Below are 17,660 nucleotides of genomic sequence, written 5' to 3' on the forward strand. Positions count from 1 at the left end.
CATGGCCGTGAATAAGAAAAAAGCACTTGTTTCCGTCAAACATCTGGTTCAGACATTTAACGCCGGCAAGAAAGACGAAGTTAGGGCGATTCAGGATATTTCGTTTGATATTTACGAAGGCGAAACCCTTGGTCTTGTCGGGGAATCCGGCTCCGGGAAAACCACAACTGGGCGCGCCATCATTCGCCTGTACGATCCAACAAGTGGTGAGATTCTTTACAATGGTCAAGACATCGCTAAGCTCAAGAACGGTTCAAAGCAGATGTTGGCTTTTCGGCGGAATATGCAGATGATTTTCCAGGATCCTTATGCGTCGCTGAATCCTCGGATGAAAGTCAAAGACATTATCGCGGAAGGTATCGATATCCATCACCTTGCCAAGGACAAGGCGGATCGCGATCACCAAGTTGAGCAGTTGCTAGAAGAAGTTGGCCTGAACGCCGATCATGCGACCCGTTATCCCCATGAATTTTCCGGCGGCCAACGTCAACGAATCGGGATTGCTCGGGCGTTGGCGGTGCAGCCTAAGTTTATTATTGCAGATGAGCCGATCAGTGCCTTGGACGTGTCGATTCAGGCTCAGGTGGTTAACTTGCTGAAGGACATTCAGGATCGCCAAGGTCTGACTTACCTGTTCATTGCCCATGACCTGTCGATGGTGAAGTATATTTCCGATCGCATTGCGGTCATGCACTATGGGCGCCTAGTCGAATTGTCTAGTGCCGACGAGGTTTATTCCCATCCGCTGCATCCGTATACGAAGAGTCTGCTGTCAGCTATTCCAGTCCCTGATCCGGATGTCGAGCGCAAGCGCATCCCAATTCCTTACGACGCAAGCAAAGTCGAAGGCGATAATAAGCAACGTAAAATGGTCGAGGTTTATCCCGGTCACTTCATCTTTGCCGCTGACGATGAAGTGGCGGCATACAAGGCTGAAGCTGAAGAGAACCATAAGACGCCAGCCGGGACAGCTACAGACTAAAAGACAGATTTCCGCTGACAGCAGCGTCGTCTGCGGCAAATCTTATTAGGTTAACGTTTAATTTGCAAAAGCCGGGAGCACGTCAAAGTGTTGCTGGCTTTTTAGTACGACAAGCATGAAAGCGCTTATAGTTCAGAGGGCGATCTTGGCCTCAAACCGCGATTGGCTGGGCTCTAGCCATGGTGTTGACGTATGTATTCGTGACCGTGAACCCGTTAGCACCTCAAACCACCACTTGTTAACATTCGCTAAATATTGCCGAGACTGAATCGAATTTTGACTTCAAGATGGCGCTTTCTGGCCGCGGGTCTGCTACACTATCCTCAAAGGAAGTGTGCAAGGAATGACCAAGTTTTATTTTGTACGGCATGGACAGACCGAGACGAATCTGGCGCGCCGCTTCAACGGTGGACGTACCGATACGCCGCTGACACCGTCTGGCCGTGCTGGGGCAATCGCAGTGGGACGATTTTTTGAAACAACCGGGTTTGCTGGTATCTATGCCAGTCCGATGCCGCGTGCACAAACGACCGCAAAACTGATTGTGGCTCAAAGTAAGGTGACGCAACCAGCAATCATCACCGAAGAAGACTTACGTGAAGTTGATTTGGGTCAGTGGGATGGTCGCCCTTTGGCAAAGGTTCAAGATGATCCACAAATCGAAAATTATTATCATAACCTGTTGGCGTTTGATTATAAAAGCATCGGCGCCGAGTCGTTTGAGCATGCCTTGACTCGCGGACGGCGCGTGATCACGCGAATTTATGACCAACATCCAGATGGTAAAGTGCTCGTGGTTGCCCACGGCCTGTTGGGGATGTTGCTATTGAGCACTTATCTTGGTGCAGACCTCAACAGTGCCCGCGATGAAATGACCATGCCACCGAATAATAGCATTAGCGAAATCGATACCGATGATGGGGAAGAATTTACCCGAGGAACCTTGTGGGCGTTTGTGCCGGACGATATCCACAACAAATAACAATGTCAGAAAGTTTGACATTGTTTTATTTTGCGACGCGTTATCGAATGCGAAAGATCAGCTAATCACTTGTCCTAAAAGGAATGGTCGCTTTTTTTCCCATCTGTCAAGCCAATATTTGGCGCTCCCGCCCTGCGAACGCTTACAATAGTAGTGGAGATGTATTGGCGCATTAATGTGGGGTTCGTACACCAGCGTTGTGTGAGAATAGGCCGTCTTTGGATTATTAAATAATAATATAAAATCTTTTGATGACCGTTCGTTTCATTTAATGTTAAAGCATAACGCCGTACATTAAGGGTGGGGGACATGATGTTAGATAATATCGGAAAATTAGTACATCAACAACGCCGCAGTTTGAACCTAACGATTGAAAAATTGGCAGAGCGTTCCGGGGTGTCAGTTAGCTTGATATCACGCATGGAACGCGGTGATGTCAACAACATCAGCGTTAAGAAGCTGACAGATATTGCCCAAGCGCTGGATATGGAGGTCGGTGATTTCTTCATCGCACCGGAAATGAGCGACATCAATACGTTAGCGTTGGTGAAGTACTTGACTGGCTTGCCGGAAACCGAGCGAGCCCACGTTTCCGAAGTACTCATGCAGGTGATTAATCTTTGAGTGCGGTCTTTGAGAACACGCCAGCTGCGTTTAAACAGCTGGATAATTAGGAAATCGGTGCTGGCGGACCCTGTCGCTAGCACCGATTTTTTGATTTGATTGTCCTTATCTAAGAGTGTGGCCAATGGAAAAAGGGATGGAGAGCTTTTAATGGCCTTGTCCGTAGTCACGCATTTTGCGCTGGGGGGCTGTTCGCTAATCAAAAAATCGCGTATACTTAGTGCACTGAATTCACATCTAAAGCAGCTAGCTAAGCCGAACAGAGGCGGTAGGCTGTTTGCCAAGTAAAGGGGAGAAAATAATTTCATGACATTTGAAGCAGTATTACCATCACTGAAAAAAGGCAAAAAAGCCGTTCGTACCGGTTGGGAAGGCACTGAGCTATATGTTCAGCTGGTTCCGGAAGGTAAATTTGAAGGCAACACGTTAAATCCGTATTTTCTGATCAAAACCGCGGATGAAGCTTTCAGTTTGTGGTCACCGACCGACTGTGACATTCTTGCTGAAGACTGGCAACTTGTTGACGCATGATAGCATTCGATTTCAGCAGCAAAACGGTGGTCGTCACTGGTGCAGCGTCGGGCATCGGCGCGGCGCAGGCGGCAGCATTTACGACAGCTGGCGCGCGGGTTGTTGGCGTTGATCTTCAGCCGATGACCGGGCTAGACGTTGCTATTCAGGCAGATGTCAGTAAGCCTGCAACAGCAGAAACCATTGCCCGCGACTATGCACCTGATATTGTCTGCAACACGGCCGGAATTTTGGACGGCTACCGAAACGTCGCCGCCACTGATCTGGCAGCTTGGCAACATATTCTTGACGTCGATCTCACCAGCCAGTTCCTGATGATCAAGGCGCTGTTGCCAGGGATGCTCAAGCGTGGCCACGGCATTTTTATCAACATGAGCTCCATCGCCGGATTAGTCGGTGGCGGTGGCGGTATGGCTTACACAGCCGCCAAGCACGCCGTTATCGGGCTCACCAAGCAATTAGACCTTGACTACGCCGCAAGAGGCATTCGCGCCAATGCCTTAGCGCCAGGCGCCATTGATACCCCCATGAATGCCGCTGATTTCGCTGGTGATGGTAAGATGGCGGCGTGGGTGGCCAAGGAGACGCCGGCCAAGCGCTGGGCCAAACCGGAAGAAGTTGCCCAGTTGTCTCTCTTTTTAGCCAGCGATGCCGCAGATTACATTCATGGCACCGTCATTCCTATTGACGGCGGTTGGTTAGAAAAGTAAACTTGAAACATTGCAAGATGATGTCAATTGAATCGGAAGCGCACAACGCTTCCACGACGATACTTATTTCCTTTGATCGTCGTTATTACTGGCAAAGCCACAAAGGAGAACAATATGCAAACAACATCAATGTCTCATCGTTCAATCGTCAGTCTCACCAAAACCGCGATAGTGGCCGCTATCTATGTGGTCATGACCCTGATGCTCAGCCCGCTAAGCTTTGGGGTCGTGCAAATCCGGTTTTCCGAGATGCTCAACTACACGGCGCTCTTCAATCGTCGGTACGTCTGGGCGGTTACGTTGGGTGTTTTTTTGGCCAATTTAGCCTCGCCGACTGCACTGCTTGATGTCCCGGTCGGCACGCTAGCCACCCTCGTCTTCATCCTCATCAGTCGCTGGGCAGCCAAATTTGTCCACCAAAAATGGGCCAAATTCGCGATCATGGGCGTGCTCTTCACCTTCTCAATGTTCACAATTGCCGGTGAGCTCACCATCATGAGCAAGGTGCCATTCTGGGCCTCCTATGCCACAATTGCTCTAGGAGAGGCCGTCTCAATGGCAGTTGGCGGCGTTGTGATGATGGTCCTGACACGGTATGTGGACTTGGACAAATAAATCTAGCAGAAAACTGTTGCCAAGCGATGTGAAGCAAAATGGTCACACCGTCGCCAGCAGATTCAAGATTCAATTAAAAATAACACCGAGAAGATTTCCGTCATCTCGGTGTTATTTTTAATACGATGGCTTAGACGAAGCACGCTTGAACGGGAACAACGGAACTGTCACGCTATTTCTTCTTAAGCGTCTGCATGACATCCTTGGCAATCAACGTGTAATAGTGCACGCGACCGGTACTGTTAGGGTGCACACCATCAGCGGCAAACCAATCGTCATTGCCGCCAGCCAGATAATACCAGTCAATCACATGCAGATTGTTATGCGTTTTGGCTGCCGCATGAATCAGCTTATTCACGGGATCAATCCACGCTTTACCAGGCGCATACGCCGTTACCCAGAAAACCTGGCGATTGCTACCAAGCTGATCCAGAATGCCATTGATATCCGATTCTGTCATCGGACCGTTTGTACCAAGACTGATGACCACGGTATCCTTTAGCTGACCCTCAGATTTAAGTCGATTAATAATTGCTGGCGCTGCCTGCACTTGGCGGCCAACTTCGGCATCAATCGACATTTTTGGAAACAGAACCTTGAGATACGCCGAACTACCTAGCATGACCGAATCACCAATGGCAGTCACTGGTAAATTCTTAGCTGCATTGATATCACTCGCCGTTAAACCAAAAAGTCGATACTGACTCAGCACTTTTTCTTTTTTTACCTTAGCTTTGGAATCTCTTTGAATGCGTTCACGTGTCTGCTGATCGACAGCAATCGCTTGCTCGGACTGGTAGTGACGCATGAAGAAGAAGCCGCCAACTCCAGCGATGATCAAACCCAATGCGATACATAATAGCCAGTCACGCAAACGCAGCGTGTGTTTTCTCATGAATAGTAAGCCCCCCAAAGTTACGTTGCTTTTATTTTAAACTAAAATTCGGACAAGGCTAGTTACAAGTTAGGGTCAATGTGGGTGGTTTGTGGGAAAATGTAATGAGATTGTCATAATTGAATTGCGAAGAAGCTTCTTGTTTTCAAGGGCAACACTCACCTTTATCCAACGATTCATCTAAAACTCGTGAAAGCCAATTACGTGTAAAATTGACCCGACTGACTAGTTGACCCGATACATGAAATACTTAGGACCTCTAAAAGGAGAACCCATGCAAATGAATTTACTAGTCACTGGTGGCGCAGGCTTTATAGGCAGTAATTTTGTCAGATTTCAACGGCAAAATTACCCCGAAGATCTTGTTGTCAATCTTGACCAATTAACCTACGCAGGGAATATGCAGAACTTAGCTGATCTAAGAAAGGATAAACAGCATATCTTTGTTCGTGGAAACATTGGAAACCGAGAGTTGGTGGCATATTTGATTGAACAATATCACATCGATGCCATCGTCAATTTTGCCGCAGAGTCGCATGTCGACCGCAGTATCAAGCATCCAGCAATCTTTTATGAGACAAATGTTAAAGGGACATTGGCGCTTTTGTCTGAAGCTAAAAGGAGGCATTTAAAATTTTTACAGATTTCGACTGACGAGGTATACGGGTCACTGGATCAACGTGGATATTTCACCGAAGACTCGAAGTTGCAACCGAATTCGCCATATGCTGCCAGTAAAGCATCAGCAGACTTAAGTGTGCGTGCATTTTATGAGACTTATAAGGTTGATGTCAACATAACCCGCAGCTCGAACAACTATGGTCCATATCAATTTCCAGAGAAGTTAATCCCATTAATGGTCACCCATGGATTAACTGGAAAACAGTTGCCAATATATGGTGATGGCGAAAATATTCGTGATTGGCTATACGTCGAGGACAATTGTCGCGCGATCGATTTGGTTCTTCGAAAAGGTAAGCCGGGCGAGATTTATAACGTCGGAGGGCACAATGAGCGAAGTAACAATGCGATTGTCCACGCAATTATCGACCAACTTGACTTATCAGAGGATCGCATTGAGTATGTTAAAGATCGCCTTGGCCACGACCAACGATATGCACTCGACTCAACAAAGATCAATCGCAATTTAGGGTGGCAGCCGACCACCCCATTTGATACAGGCTTACGTAATACGGTTAATTGGTATACAACTCATCGTACTTGGTGGCAACCACTTTTGGATAAAGAGAAGCTTTAAAAAAGCTTAAGAATTGCCCATCAAAGACAAAATGGGTGAGTGTTAGTTCTCGAGCAAAGCAAAACAACGCTTAATGAGTAGCATACAGCTGCGCTAATTCAGATATTCGTGCTAGTTTTTCAGTCAGAACTTAGACTGAAATAATTAAATCGCGTAATGGTTTTGACACTTGCCGTAAGAAATGTAAAGAGACTGTAACACAATCGTTATCAAGGATTACTATAATGGGCAAATGGCTTGTCTTTTTCCGACATGATGACAGCCGGCTCATTCCAAAGAGAGTCTCGTTTTTTTTAAATAGGTGGACTTGATGCTGCTTGCTAATGTATTATGCTTTGGAGTGGCTTTTTAAATTTTGCCATCAGTGCGGGTAGCATTGTTACGTATTTAAGAATTTGTTTTTAATCTTGGAATTAGGTGGGGAAAGAGTTCATGAACAAACAGATCGACCTTTCACAGTTGTGGCAAATCATCAAACGCAGCTTCCTAGCAATGGTCATCCTCGGCATTTTGGGGATGGCGGTAGCGTATTTTGGTGCAAAAACGTTAATAGCGCCAAAATACGAGGCTGACACGTCGCTGCTGGTCAACCGGAAGCAGGATAATGATCCGAATATGCAATTGAATGCACAGCAAGCTGATGTGCAGATCATCAATACATACAAAGATATCATTACACGACCGGTTGTTTTGCAAGCGGTGGCTGATGATTTAACCAGCCCGCAGCGTGTGATGACTAAGAAAGCAGAGAAAGCAGTTTATGGCACGCGATATAATGCGGCAACAGGCGTGCGAGAACGCTACGTTGTTGAAGACGCAAAACCGGCTCAGTACAAACTAAAGCCAGCGAAGTATACGAACTTGACGGCTGATGATCTGGCTAAGATGGTTTCGGTATCGACACAGCAGAACTCGCAAGTGTTTACAGTCAATGTCAAAGACACCGATCCGGTCCGAGCACGGGATATTGCAAATGAAGTTGCTAAGGTGTTTGAAAAAAAGATTGTTAAGATCATGAGCATTTCAAATGTTTCGGTTGTTTCGAAAGCCACAACAAACCGCTCACCAGTTTCACCGCGTCTGAAATTAATTTCGTTTGTTGGACTGGCAGTGGGTGTTTTGGTTGCCTTCATGTGGGGGCTTATCCGTGAACTGACTGATCAAACCGTTAAGGACATTGATTTTATTACCGACACACTTGGTTTGGTCAATCTCGGTGCAGTGAACTATATTCAACGGATGAAGGATATTGACCAAGTTATCCAAGCAAAAAAAGCAAAATACGATGATGACGTAGACAGTTTTGAGCAGTCTGATTTTCCACAGCGAAGTCGGCGTCGGGTTTGAGGAGGAAGCTAATCATGAACTGGCCATTTAAGTTTGGTTTTAAACGAAATCAAGAAGATCAAGAATCCCAAAAAAATGGGGTTATGTTAGTTACGTACGCCGAACCCAAACATGTTATTTCTGAACAATATCGTACCGTTCGTACCAATATTGAATTCGCATCTGCTGCTTTAGACAAGTGTCAGGTTGTCATGTTTACTTCTTCTACGATGTCTGAAGGGAAGTCAACGGTCTCCGCGAATGTTGCAGTAACATGGGCCCAAGCCGGGAAAAAAGTTTTGCTCATTGATGCCGATCTTCGCCGACCGACCGTTCACGCGACTTTTAGGAAGCTTAATCTTGATGGGGTTACGACAATATTAACTGGCAAAACAAAGCCCAGTGAAGTTGTAGAAGAAACGTTTGTTGACAATTTAAGCATTATTTCCTCAGGCCCGATTCCGCCCAATCCTTCTGAATTACTAAATTCCAAGCGGATGGGTGATTTGTTGAACTGGGCCCGCGAGAATTTCGACATCATTGTTCTAGATGCGCCACCGGTCTTAGCTGTATCCGATGTACAAGTGTTAGTACCAAGGACAGATGGGGTTGTCATTGTTTCTAACCTTGGCAAAACGTTAAAGGGTGACTTGCAGCGAACTGTGGAAGTCTTAAAGCTGGCAAAAGCCCATATTCTTGGATCAGTCGAACGTGTGAGATCTCGGCATGGTGATCGAGGTTACGGGTATGGTTACGGATACGGTTATCAAAGTAACGTGTAACTTTTGGCAAATGAAAATTGCCAAAAAGTATTTTCAAAGTTTAAATTGATGACGCAAAAGCTTAATTTGGGGGATTAGCGACACTATGAAACTACTAATTGTCGGCGCCGGCTTGTTTGGAGCCACGGTAGCACGAGAACGCGCGTTACTGGGCGATGAGGTCAATGTAATTGAAAAGCGTCCGCATATTGCGGGTAACATTTATACCGAAAATATTGAAGGCATTCAAGTCCATAAATATGGTGCACATATTTTTCATACTAGCAATCAAGCGGTTTGGGACTATATCAATCAGTTTGCGACGTTTAATCGTTATACAAACGAGGTCATCGCAAATTACAAAGGTGAGATTTATAACCTGCCATTTAATATGAACACGTTCAATAAAATGTGGGGTGTTATTACACCAGCCGAGGCAGAAGCTAAAATCATTGAACAAAGATCAGCTATGGCTGGAAAGAAACCAACGAACCTAGAGGAACAAGCTATTTCTCTAGTGGGGACCGATATCTATCGGAAGCTGATCAAAGATTATACGGCTAAACAGTGGGGACGTGATCCAAAAGAACTTCCCGCCTTTATTATTCGCCGTCTACCAGTTCGGTTTACGTATGACAATAACTACTTCAATGATCGGTATCAAGGCATCCCTGAAGGCGGATATACTCAGATTGTTGAGAAAATGCTTGACCGGCCTAACATTCACGTTGAACTTAATACCGACTTTTTGGATCATAAGCAGGAATATTTAAGCCGGTATGACAAGGTAATTTATACCGGAATGATTGACCAGTTCTTTGATTATCAGCTGGGGACGCTTGAATATCGAAGCTTGCGGTTTGAGACAGAGGTATTGGATATCGATAATTTTCAAGGGAACGCTGTTGTTAATTATACCGATGCTGAAACGCCCTTCACGCGAATTATTGAACATAAGCACTTCGAGTTTGGTAAGAGCAACCCGAAAAAAACGGTTATTACACATGAGTATCCGGCCAGCTGGTCGAAGGGCGATGAACCATATTATCCAGTCAATAACTCGGAAAACAATCACTTGTTTACAAGTTATCGCGAGTTAGCTGCCAAGGAGACACCCCAAGTTGCTTTCGGTGGGCGTTTAGGCCTCTATCGTTATTACAATATGGATCAGGTTATTGCAGCGGCTCTGCAATTTCTTCAAGGAGATTTTTTTAAGGATAATTAGTCTCCTGATTCATTGATAATACGTAGAAAAGAGGTGGACGGTCACGAAAGTTGTCAAGAATCTCCTGTGGAACATGGGCTATCAGGTTTTCATTCTTTTGTTGCCGATCATAACCATCCCATATGTTTCACGTATTCTTGGACCAACCGGCATCGGTATCAATGCTTTCACAAATTCGATTGTTCAATATTTTGTGTTATTTGGAACGCTTGGACTAACGATGTATGGTAATCGCGAAGTAGCTTACCGACGCGATGATCCGAAGAGACTTTCAAGCCTGTTTTGGGAATTAACGGTTCTTCGTGTAGTAACAACTGGCATCGCCACGATACTTTACATTGGCTTTATTTTGATAGTGGGCGAATATCAGACTTTTTATCTGATCCAGGGCCTTTTGTTAATTGCAACGGCTATTGACGTTTCATGGTTTTTCCAAGGATTGGAAGAGTTCCGGATTACCGTCTTAAGAAATACCCTAGTTAAGATAATTTCCTTAATATTGATCTTTGCATTGGTTAGAACCAAAAATGATCTTGGACTGTATATTTTAATTCTAACGGGCTCTCAGGTGTTTGGGAACATGACGTTATTGCCGTATTTAAAAAGGTATGTCAGGGTTCCACACTTAAGAGATTTGAGAATAATCGATCACTTGAGGCCAACATTGCAGATGTTCATACCGCAGATTGCGACACAGGTTTATTTGCAACTTAACAAGACTATGCTAGGTGCTTTAGTAGGCGTGCAAGCTTCTGGCTTTTATGACAACTCTGATAAGATTGTGAAGATCATTTTAGCCATTGTGACAGCGACGGGAACGGTTTTGTTGCCCCACACTGCGCACAGCTTTGCCCAAGGGAAGCATGATGAAGTTGAAGCATCGCTAGACAAGTCAATGCATTTCATTTTGGTTATTGCATTTCCACTTGCAGCGGGATTAGCTGGAGTAGCGCCGGTATTTACAAAGATCTTTTTTGGAGCTGGATTTGGTCCTGTCTCTGACTTGTTGATTATTGAGTCGATCGTTATTGTCCTTATTGGTATTAGCAACGCAACCGGTGTTCAGTATTTACTTCCGACAAATCAGCTAAAGCCCTTTACGATTTCAGTTGTTTTGGGTGCAATTTCGAATATCATCTTGAATGTTCCGTTTATTTTATTTTTAGGAAGTAATGGGGCCATGATAGCGACAGTCTTGTCAGAGTTGTTGGTGACTGTTTATCAACTTGAAAAAGTTAAAAGTCAGCTTAGGCTCCATATGATTTTTCATGAGGTTTGGAAATATCTGGTGGCCGCTTTGATTATGAGTGTGAGCGTCCGGATCTTTATTGGCGTATTATCAGTAGTTAGTCTGGTAACTTTATTTGGTGCCATCATTTATGGTACTGTTATTTATATAGTGGCATTATTCATGCTCCGTCCGATCATACTCCTGGAGATGTTGGCCTCTTTAAAAAAATTTCACTGACTATTTTTCTATAGTGATTCCACCTACAACCAAACTATAATGAAAAAAACAAGTACAGAAACGTAAGGAGAAAGAATGCTCCCATTAGCCTTTACTTTAGTTCTGATTTTTATATCAGCGTACTTTTTAAATAATAGGGAATTAATGTCCCCAGCCGTGTTGTATTCAGGTTCATTTGCATTTAGTGGATTGTGGGCTTTAGCCTATGCAGGAAAATGGTTCTTAGACCCTTCCTCGTTAACCACTCTAGTTTTAGTTGGTGGTGGCCTAGAGTTTGTTTTCGTTTCTTGGTTCATTCATCTCTTTTTCAGTACAGTACGGTCACAGCAATTAGTAAACGCACAGAATAAAAAAAATGCATTAGACAATAAGAAAGCAGATGTTGAGAGCAACACGATTGTACCGTGGAACATCGCTACATGGAAAACTGTACTTATTGTCGTTGTATTGTTAATTGGTATTGTCTACACGATCTATGAGATTAAGAAAGTTGCTGGAGACATGTCTTTGGGTGATGCCATTTACTATGTTAGAGTTCAGACGATCTTCACAGTTAATGGCAATACCCTACCGCGTTCAGTAAGTATCATTAGAAATTTTTCTTTGAGTTGCGGCTTCTTTTTTGGGTATCTCTTAGCTCGCGAGCGTGTTTATTTTCATACGTTATCACCTGCGAATATCGTAATAGTTTTGTTGGCAATTGTGACGACATTGTTGATGGGTGATAGGACTGAGATGATCGTTGTTCTGATTGCGGTCTTCTGTTACTATTACTGCTTATCACGAACCAGGAAAAACTGGTCGAGGCCAAAGAATAAAAAATTCATCGCAGGTGTCATTACCGTGGGGATCGTAGTCTTACTTGTTTTCCCAGAGATTGCAAAGCTTTTGGGGCGAGAAAATGATGCTGGGGCAAACAGTCTCGATTATTTATCGGTTTATATAGGTGCGGAAATTAAGAACCTAGATACATTTTTGCGAACTACAACGATTCCTGTATCGGGTTCAGTGTGGGGAAGCCAGACTTTTGTAAACATACTTCCTTGGTTTGCCAAAATCTTTAACTTCACTTTGCCTCCGGAAGGTTTAATTTTGCCATTTCAGACGGTCAATGGAGTTTATCTCGGTAACGTTTATACGACGTATTATGCTTATCTGTATGATTTTGGCCTTTGGGGTGTATTCACTTTGGTTCCTGTAATGGCAGGGGTTAGTCAATTATTTTTCGAGCGAATTCTTGCAACTAAAAATCCCAATCATGTTCCGTATAGCATTTTAATTTATTCTAATATTGTTAGCGCCCTTGTACTATCATTCTTTTCAAACAAATTCTTCGAGCAGATAGTTGGACGCTCATTTGTTCTTGTAATCCTCTTCTGGGTTTTTTTGAATTTCTTTATCTTTGAGACGGGATTTCGCAAATCAAAGAGTAGATAAATATTATACGTACACAGGTTCATAAAGAAAGTGGGAAATTATGAGTTGCTTTAATATTCAGTCAATTAACGATACTGCCGGAGGTCAATCAGTTGCCGTAAGTAAACCGATTGCTGATACCATTAAGACTTTGTCGAGAGTGGGGTCAATTGACATGGGATCAATTGATTCATTGCCAAATTTTCTAAGCAAGAAATTAATTTCGTATAGAGCTTTGAGGAATTATTTTAGTCGTGTCAAATTAGGGGATACAATATTTGTTCAATACCCTTTATATATTTCTTATCCTGCTTTTCTACAGGTCATCTATTATCTGCGAATCATTAAGCATTGTAAACTCATATTCATTGTTCACGACCTTAACTCCCTACGTATTGATCCGACGATAGGGTTACGAGGAATGGGACATACAAATGACGGCGGACGTTCACTAAAAAACGAGCTTAGAATACTTAAACTTGCCTCGGACATTTTAGTGCCAACAGAGGCTATGCGAGAATTTCTCAAGAATACGAATAAAGTGTCAGCAAACATAATTGTTTTTGGTTTATATGAACATTTGACTGACTCTCTTGAGATCCCAAGATTTAAAAAGAAACAAACGATGATATTTGCTGGGAACTTGAACAAGGCTGGCTTTTTAGAGGAACTTGGTAATTCCGATTTTCATTACGAAATATATGGGAAAAAACCTTCCAGTTTTGATTTGCCAAAAAATCTTGACTATCGGGGCGCTTTTGCTTCTAACGAGTTAGCCGGTCAATTCAAAGGCGGTTTTGGTTTAGTTTGGGATGGTTTCTCGTCTAACGGTATTTCTGGTGTAATGGGAGAATATTTGCGTTACAATAGTCCTTTTAAAGCATCCATGTTTTTGTCTAGTGGACTACCTATTGTTGTCTGGGAACAGGCAGCCATAGCTGATTTTGTTAGGCAACAACATCTTGGCATAACTGTTAGTTCACTCAAAGAAGCAGAGTTGATTATACGAGACTTAACTGACGAGCAATACGCTGAACTTGCCGTTAACGTTCGAACTTTTGCACTGCAGTTGAGGCAGGGTGTCCATTTTATAAGGGCAATTAAAGATGCGCTCGCGTAAGTTTAACCAAAGGAGCTCGGTAGAGAGGGGTAATTATATTGAAAGTTCTGCTGGTGGGAGATTTTCAATACGGTAGCGGTATGACTGTTTATATGATGAATACATACAAACAACTTTCGAAGCAGGGCGTTATTGTGGAATGCCTGAGTTATTCGGGTAAACATGACTTTGAAAAAGAAACAGCCGCTTTGGGATGGCCGATGCATTATGTGACTCGGGTAGGCAAGAATCCGATAAAGCATTGGAATGACTGGGTGCGTTTTTGTAAAAAACAAAAGAACGCATATGACATCATTCATTTTAATTATTCTTCATCTTGGAATTTCCTTCCAGTTGTATGCGCACATCGTTTTACGAAAGCAAAATTGGTAGTACAATCTCACAACACTGATTATAGTAAGCCGATCAAACCAAGATATTTTAGAGCTGTTTTAAATATTGCAAATAAAACAGGTAAACACATTTTTTCTAGGATTAGTGATCTAAAACTTGGCGTGTCAGACGAAAGCTTAAAATGGATGTTTGGCAGTGATCAAGGCGGGATTGTTTTGAAAAATGGCATTGATCTTTCTAAGTTTTCCTTCTCCGAGAATTGGCGCTCATTGTTACGTCAATCAATTAAGGTGAACCGAACTACGTGGGTTATTGGTGTGGTTGGAGTCCTAACGGAACGCAAAAACCCATTTTTTTCTTTAAAAATATTTGAGGCTCTTCATGCAATGCATTCAGATAGCCATCTTGTCATTATTGGCAGTGGTAATCTGCGAAATGCGCTTCAACAAGAAGTCCATAAAAAAGATCTGGAGAAGTCAGTTTCTTTTATAAGCCATACTAACATTATAAATGAATGGTATGCAGCGTTTGACGTTTTGATCTTTCCATCATTATTTGAAGGATTTGGTTTTGTTCCTCTTGAAGCGCAAGTCTCTGGACTTCGTGTTATTGCCTCTGACCAGATTCCATCTGATGTGATGTTAACAAATAGTATTACAGAATTGACCTTAGATGATCCAGAGACATGGGTTAAAAACATAATATCATACTTAGATGAATTGCCGTTGGAGCGCAAAGCAGTTGGGGATAGAAACACAAAGATGATCGATAATGCGGGATATTCAATTGAATCCTCTGCAGCTACTCTGCAACAATTGTTTAAGGGATTGTTAATGAGGGAAGGGAGTGTGTAGGTATGCGCAACCAAAGAAAAATTAAAATACTTGTAATCTTACCTTTCTTGTCTGGAGAGGGAGGCACGGAAACAGTTGTTAATGAATGGATATCCCATTTTGAAAATTCCTCCAATCTTGAGGTAAAGTATCTTTTGCCGCAGGGATCTATGCGCGATCATTGGTATCCAGATTCTCGGAGTATTAAAGTTTTTAGATTTGCCCAAGTTTTCAAAAATGTACGACCTGTGCGCAATGCGCTTGGCGCAATCTGGCTTATGTTTGGGATTCTATTTACTTCAGCTGATGAGGTAGTTTGTTTAAGCACAAAACTGATTTATGAGGTTGCCTTTTTAAGAAAGACATTTCGAAAGAAATTTAAAATAGTTTCATGGATTCATTTCTCTTTGCTTCATGGTCAAGATATAAATCTAAATGATCTTAAGAAAGCAGATTATCACTTGGCTATTAGTTCGGGAATCCAGAGACAAATGCATGATATCGGCATCAATGATTCAAATATTGGTGTTGTTTGGAATCCTATTGCCCCCTCCCTTAACGTAATACCGGAAGCTACAAATAGTCCTTTTAAGTTTATCTATATTGGAAGGATTTTTATTGATGGACAAAAGAATTTAAGAGAACTTGTTGCTGGGCTGAGCTCTCTAAATAAAAGTACGACACGTTGGACGTTGGATGTATTTGGTGACGGACCAGATATGGCCGAGTTCAAGAAATTGATTGCTAAAAAAGGAATTGCTCGTCAAGTGATTTTCCATGGTTGGGTAAAACATCCCTTTGATCGAATAGAGAGTGCAGATTGTTTGCTTCTCACCTCTAGATATGAAGGATTTGTTTTGGTCCTTGGCGAGGCAATTGCTAGAGGAGTACCCGTAATTAGTTCAGATTGTCCCACTGGGCCAGATGATATTGTGAATGATAGTAATGGGTACCTCTATCCGCCTGGTGATGTGCAGACATTGACAGCTAAGATGAAGTCTGTTATTGACAATGAGAAGGCATTCAATCATCAGAAGTTGCCAAATACTATTGTCGACTTTTATCCCAAATCTTATTTTAAGCGTCTTGAGAAATATCTTTTTGATTTTTCTTAATAAGCTAAAGGATACTTAATATTGAAATTCTTGATTTGACATGTGATACTTGTTTGTCAGACTCAAAGTGACTTGCCCACCAATTTAAGGAGCGTTATAAAATGTATATTAATGTTCTTGTTGCAACACATAAACCATATCATATGCCTTCAGACCCCGCGTACATGCCGATGTTCGTGGGTAGCAGCCTTCATGATGAAATTCCAAGGGGGTACCAGCGTGATGATCAAGGTATTAATATATCAATCAAGAATCCGCATTATAACGAAGTGACAGCGATATACTGGGCTGCTAATAATCTAAATGCAGATGCAATTGGGTTAGTTCACTATCGCCGCTATTTTTCCAAAAAATCTCTTTTCCCAAAGAAGGACTTTTCATCAATTTTAAACAAACGCGAAATTGAAGAACTGTTAAAGAGTTCCAGCATCATCGTTCCGAAACCGCGAAATTATTATATTGAGACGATCGAATCGCACTACCGCCACAGTCATAGCGCGATCGGTATTGATGCTTTGTATGAGGTAATCGCTGAACAACCTGAAGCCTATCGTGACAGTTTCGCCAAAGTCATGCATTCAAAACATGCGCATATGTTCAATATGTTCATCATGCGACGACAAGAGTTCATGGCATATTCCTCTTGGTTGTTTTCCATTCTTTTTGCAGTTGAGGCAAAAATCAATTTTTCCAAGTTACAGGGCAATGAAACTCGAGTAATGGGATTTCTTGCAGAATTGCTAATGGATACATGGCTTTTGGCCAACAAAAAAACGTATGTTGAGTGTCCCGTTATTTTCATGGAGAATGAGCATATCATCAAAAAGGCACGTAATCTCATTGTAAACAAATTAACTGGAACTCATGTCCAACTTGACACGCATATTGGAACCAAGTGAGTGCGGCCGGCAATTTAATTCTGCCATTTCGGCAATTCAAGAATAGCGGTTTCTCACGGACAAAAATTATACCCGAATTGTCAAATGAAGTGCAACAGTGAAGACCAAGAAGAAAGAAGCGGTCTATAGGTTTTGAACTTAGGGTTTTGAACTTAGGGTTTGGGGGTTGGCCTCTCCTCCGGGGGTCCTGGGGGAGAGGACCCCCGGAAAATTTCGTCAAAATGTTGCGACCGGTGTTTGGACAGTTCGCCGTGGTTGGCTGAATTGCTGGAAGACGTCGGCAGCACTCCTGTAACCCAAGCTTTTACGCAGCCTGCCATTAAGAACCTTCTGAGCTTCGTGAATATACGTCTTACTGAAGTGGTGGAGCGAGATGCCCTTGGGTATGAGCTCACGGATGAGGCCATTCGCGTTCTCATTACTGCCGCGTTCGCTCGGCGTGTAAGGATGACAATAGTAGATTTGCGTTCCTTTGACGCGGTCGAGCAAGGCAAACTCAGAGCCGTTATCAAAGGTGATTGAATGAAACCACTTAGCGCCCTTTGAGTTGATGACCCGCTGTAGGAC

Annotated in this window: 17 protein-coding genes, 1 pseudogene and 1 riboswitch; of the genes and pseudogenes, 16 read left to right on the plus strand and 2 right to left on the minus strand. The window is 43.1% G+C overall.

The features are described 5' to 3' along the window. The first annotated feature begins 1 nt into the window (after nt 1). The 6 genes from BVJ53_RS05875 to BVJ53_RS05900 all read left to right on the plus strand — a co-directional run bounded on the left by BVJ53_RS05875 (nt 2) and on the right by BVJ53_RS05900 (nt 4,444). Nucleotides 2-982, plus strand: coding sequence for an ABC transporter ATP-binding protein (locus BVJ53_RS05875; protein WP_129301587.1), 981 nt, complete (start codon nt 2-4; stop codon nt 980-982). 343 nt (nt 983-1,325) lie between these two features. After that, nucleotides 1,326-1,964: a histidine phosphatase family protein gene (locus tag BVJ53_RS05880; RefSeq protein WP_129301588.1), complete on the plus strand. Its 639-nt coding sequence runs from the start codon at nt 1,326-1,328 to the stop codon at nt 1,962-1,964. Between the two features lie 312 nt (nt 1,965-2,276). Continuing rightward, a complete protein-coding gene (locus BVJ53_RS05885; RefSeq protein WP_129301613.1) occupies nt 2,277-2,588 on the plus strand; it encodes a helix-turn-helix domain-containing protein in 312 nt (103 codons plus the stop codon). A gap of 306 nt (nt 2,589-2,894) precedes the next feature. Continuing rightward, entirely contained in the window at nt 2,895-3,119 is a 225-nt protein-coding gene (locus tag BVJ53_RS05890; protein WP_129301589.1) for a DUF2829 domain-containing protein, read from the plus strand. Then, on the plus strand, nt 3,116-3,829 hold the full coding sequence (locus tag BVJ53_RS05895; protein ID WP_129301590.1) for a 3-oxoacyl-ACP reductase: 714 nt from the start codon (nt 3,116-3,118) through the stop codon (nt 3,827-3,829). Before BVJ53_RS05890 ends, BVJ53_RS05895 begins: the two co-directional genes overlap by 4 nt. An 18-nt stretch (nt 3,830-3,847) precedes the next feature. Next, nucleotides 3,848-3,946: riboswitch (PreQ1 riboswitch) on the plus strand. Next, the gene (locus BVJ53_RS05900; RefSeq protein WP_129301591.1) at nt 3,944-4,444 is read left to right on the plus strand and encodes a QueT transporter family protein; all 501 of its coding nucleotides are present in this window, start codon (nt 3,944-3,946) and stop codon (nt 4,442-4,444) included. (Overlaps the previous riboswitch by 3 nt.) 172 nt (nt 4,445-4,616) lie before the next feature. Here the strand turns inward: BVJ53_RS05900 and BVJ53_RS05905 are convergent, their stop codons facing one another. Then, nucleotides 4,617-5,339: an SGNH/GDSL hydrolase family protein gene (locus BVJ53_RS05905; protein WP_129301592.1), complete on the minus strand. Its 723-nt coding sequence runs from the start codon at nt 5,337-5,339 to the stop codon at nt 4,617-4,619. A gap of 280 nt (nt 5,340-5,619) precedes the next feature. Between BVJ53_RS05905 and rfbB the strand changes: the two genes are divergently transcribed. The 10 genes and pseudogenes from rfbB to BVJ53_RS05955 all read left to right on the plus strand — a co-directional run bounded on the left by rfbB (nt 5,620) and on the right by BVJ53_RS05955 (nt 17,093). Next, nucleotides 5,620-6,597, plus strand: a complete 978-nt coding sequence (rfbB, locus tag BVJ53_RS05910) for a dTDP-glucose 4,6-dehydratase (RefSeq protein WP_129301593.1) — start codon at nt 5,620-5,622, stop codon at nt 6,595-6,597. A gap of 432 nt (nt 6,598-7,029) precedes the next feature. Then, nucleotides 7,030-7,944 (plus strand): YveK family protein, encoded by a 915-nt coding sequence (locus BVJ53_RS05915; protein ID WP_129301594.1) that lies wholly within the window; start codon nt 7,030-7,032, stop codon nt 7,942-7,944. A gap of 14 nt (nt 7,945-7,958) precedes the next feature. Further along, the gene (locus tag BVJ53_RS05920) at nt 7,959-8,705 is read left to right on the plus strand and encodes a CpsD/CapB family tyrosine-protein kinase (RefSeq protein WP_129301595.1); all 747 of its coding nucleotides are present in this window, start codon (nt 7,959-7,961) and stop codon (nt 8,703-8,705) included. 85 nt (nt 8,706-8,790) lie between these two features. After that, the gene (glf, locus tag BVJ53_RS05925) at nt 8,791-9,909 is read left to right on the plus strand and encodes a UDP-galactopyranose mutase (RefSeq protein ID WP_129301596.1); all 1,119 of its coding nucleotides are present in this window, start codon (nt 8,791-8,793) and stop codon (nt 9,907-9,909) included. A 46-nt stretch (nt 9,910-9,955) separates the two neighbouring features. Further along, nucleotides 9,956-11,377 (plus strand): annotated as a pseudogene (locus BVJ53_RS05930) (flippase); the annotation flags it as partial. A gap of 75 nt (nt 11,378-11,452) precedes the next feature. After that, a complete protein-coding gene (locus BVJ53_RS05935; RefSeq protein WP_129301598.1) occupies nt 11,453-12,814 on the plus strand; it encodes an O-antigen polymerase in 1,362 nt (453 codons plus the stop codon). A 154-nt stretch (nt 12,815-12,968) separates the two neighbouring features. Next, nucleotides 12,969-13,913 carry a hypothetical protein gene (locus BVJ53_RS05940; protein WP_129301599.1) on the plus strand — a complete coding sequence of 315 codons (945 nt, stop codon included), beginning with the start codon at nt 12,969-12,971 and terminating at the stop codon, nt 13,911-13,913. Between the two features lie 38 nt (nt 13,914-13,951). Beyond that, entirely contained in the window at nt 13,952-15,100 is a 1,149-nt protein-coding gene (locus tag BVJ53_RS05945; protein WP_129301600.1) for a glycosyltransferase, read from the plus strand. 2 nt (nt 15,101-15,102) lie between these two features. Then, the gene (locus BVJ53_RS05950; RefSeq protein WP_129301601.1) at nt 15,103-16,194 is read left to right on the plus strand and encodes a glycosyltransferase; all 1,092 of its coding nucleotides are present in this window, start codon (nt 15,103-15,105) and stop codon (nt 16,192-16,194) included. Nucleotides 16,195-16,295: 101 nt separating this feature from the next. Further along, the gene (locus BVJ53_RS05955; protein WP_129301602.1) at nt 16,296-17,093 is read left to right on the plus strand and encodes a DUF4422 domain-containing protein; all 798 of its coding nucleotides are present in this window, start codon (nt 16,296-16,298) and stop codon (nt 17,091-17,093) included. Nucleotides 17,094-17,309: 216 nt separating this feature from the next. Here BVJ53_RS05955 and BVJ53_RS05960 read toward each other — a convergent pair. Next, nucleotides 17,310-17,660: IS30 family transposase (locus BVJ53_RS05960; protein ID WP_129301603.1), on the minus strand; the 351-nt coding region annotated here is incomplete at its 5' end.

This window comes from Lacticaseibacillus chiayiensis (assembly GCF_004123795.1).
Lineage (GTDB): Bacteria > Bacillota > Bacilli > Lactobacillales > Lactobacillaceae > Lacticaseibacillus > Lacticaseibacillus chiayiensis.

What these genes read in the sequence shown, in the direction of transcription:
- BVJ53_RS05875 (WP_129301587.1), top strand. Translation starts at nt 2, where the DNA reads ATGGCCGTGAATAAGAAAAAAGCACTTGTTTCCGTCAAACATCTGGTT.
- BVJ53_RS05880 (WP_129301588.1), top strand. Translation starts at nt 1,326, where the DNA reads ATGACCAAGTTTTATTTTGTACGGCATGGACAGACCGAGACGAATCTG.
- BVJ53_RS05885 (WP_129301613.1), top strand. Translation starts at nt 2,277, where the DNA reads ATGTTAGATAATATCGGAAAATTAGTACATCAACAACGCCGCAGTTTG.
- BVJ53_RS05890 (WP_129301589.1), top strand. Translation starts at nt 2,895, where the DNA reads ATGACATTTGAAGCAGTATTACCATCACTGAAAAAAGGCAAAAAAGCC.
- BVJ53_RS05895 (WP_129301590.1), top strand. Translation starts at nt 3,116, where the DNA reads ATGATAGCATTCGATTTCAGCAGCAAAACGGTGGTCGTCACTGGTGCA.
- BVJ53_RS05900 (WP_129301591.1), top strand. Translation starts at nt 3,944, where the DNA reads ATGCAAACAACATCAATGTCTCATCGTTCAATCGTCAGTCTCACCAAA.
- BVJ53_RS05905 (WP_129301592.1), bottom strand. Translation starts at nt 5,339, where the DNA reads ATGAGAAAACACACGCTGCGTTTGCGTGACTGGCTATTATGTATCGCA.
- rfbB (WP_129301593.1), top strand. Translation starts at nt 5,620, where the DNA reads ATGAATTTACTAGTCACTGGTGGCGCAGGCTTTATAGGCAGTAATTTT.
- BVJ53_RS05915 (WP_129301594.1), top strand. Translation starts at nt 7,030, where the DNA reads ATGAACAAACAGATCGACCTTTCACAGTTGTGGCAAATCATCAAACGC.
- BVJ53_RS05920 (WP_129301595.1), top strand. Translation starts at nt 7,959, where the DNA reads ATGAACTGGCCATTTAAGTTTGGTTTTAAACGAAATCAAGAAGATCAA.
- glf (WP_129301596.1), top strand. Translation starts at nt 8,791, where the DNA reads ATGAAACTACTAATTGTCGGCGCCGGCTTGTTTGGAGCCACGGTAGCA.
- BVJ53_RS05935 (WP_129301598.1), top strand. Translation starts at nt 11,453, where the DNA reads ATGCTCCCATTAGCCTTTACTTTAGTTCTGATTTTTATATCAGCGTAC.
- BVJ53_RS05940 (WP_129301599.1), top strand. Translation starts at nt 12,969, where the DNA reads ATGGGATCAATTGATTCATTGCCAAATTTTCTAAGCAAGAAATTAATT.
- BVJ53_RS05950 (WP_129301601.1), top strand. Translation starts at nt 15,103, where the DNA reads ATGCGCAACCAAAGAAAAATTAAAATACTTGTAATCTTACCTTTCTTG.
- BVJ53_RS05955 (WP_129301602.1), top strand. Translation starts at nt 16,296, where the DNA reads ATGTATATTAATGTTCTTGTTGCAACACATAAACCATATCATATGCCT.